Below are 531 nucleotides of genomic sequence, written 5' to 3'. Positions count from 1 at the left end.
AGAAGATATTTTTTATCTTTCTCCTCTTTTCAATCAGCAATTCCATGGGAATAAAAAGCAAGAGAAACGAAAAAAGCAACGACCTAAGTCGCTGCTTTAATTACGGTCCATGCGGGATTTGAACCCGCGATCTCCTCCGTGACAGGGAGGCGAGATAGACCACTGCTCCAATGGACCATATGGAGGATACAGGGCTCGAACCTGTGACCCTCTGCTTGTAAGGCAGATGCTCTCCCAGCTGAGCTAATCCTCCGATGCACCCAGTAGGACTTGAACCTACAACCTTCTGATTCGTAGTCAGACACTCTATCCAGTTGCGCTATGGGTGCGCTGGAATATTCTGTTTGCTAACGCTGCTGCGTTAAGCGGAAGACGGGATTCGAACCCGCGACCCCCACCATGGCAAGGTGATGTTCTACCACTGAACTACTTCCGCATGTTCGCTTAATGCGAGATCGGGAAGACAGGATTTGAACCTGCGACCCCCTGGTCCCAAACCAGGTGCTCTACCAAACTGAGCCACTTCCCGGT

Annotated in this window: 5 tRNA genes; all 5 read right to left on the bottom strand. The window is 50.5% G+C overall.

Features of this window, described 5'->3' with window-relative positions:
• Positions 1 to 103: 103 nt before the first annotated feature.
• The 5 genes from ACLUXO_RS10240 to ACLUXO_RS10220 all read right to left on the bottom strand — a co-directional run bounded on the left by ACLUXO_RS10240 (position 104) and on the right by ACLUXO_RS10220 (position 529).
• Positions 104 to 177: transfer RNA gene (locus tag ACLUXO_RS10240), tRNA-Asp, on the bottom strand.
• A 3-nt stretch (positions 178 to 180) separates the two neighbouring features.
• Positions 181 to 253 (bottom strand) — tRNA-Val (locus ACLUXO_RS10235).
• Positions 254 to 255: 2 nt separating this feature from the next.
• Positions 256 to 329, bottom strand: a tRNA-Arg gene (locus ACLUXO_RS10230).
• 35 nt (positions 330 to 364) lie between these two features.
• A tRNA-Gly gene (locus ACLUXO_RS10225) sits at positions 365 to 436 on the bottom strand.
• Between the two features lie 19 nt (positions 437 to 455).
• A tRNA-Pro gene (locus tag ACLUXO_RS10220) sits at positions 456 to 529 on the bottom strand.
• Between the last annotated feature and the right edge of the window lie 2 nt (positions 530 to 531).

This window comes from Lactobacillus delbrueckii subsp. bulgaricus (assembly GCF_046938665.1).
GTDB classification, from domain to species: Bacteria; Bacillota; Bacilli; order Lactobacillales; family Lactobacillaceae; genus Lactobacillus; species Lactobacillus delbrueckii_C.
Note: the sequence above shows the minus strand (reverse complement) of the source record. Positions and strands in the feature narration are given on the sequence as shown.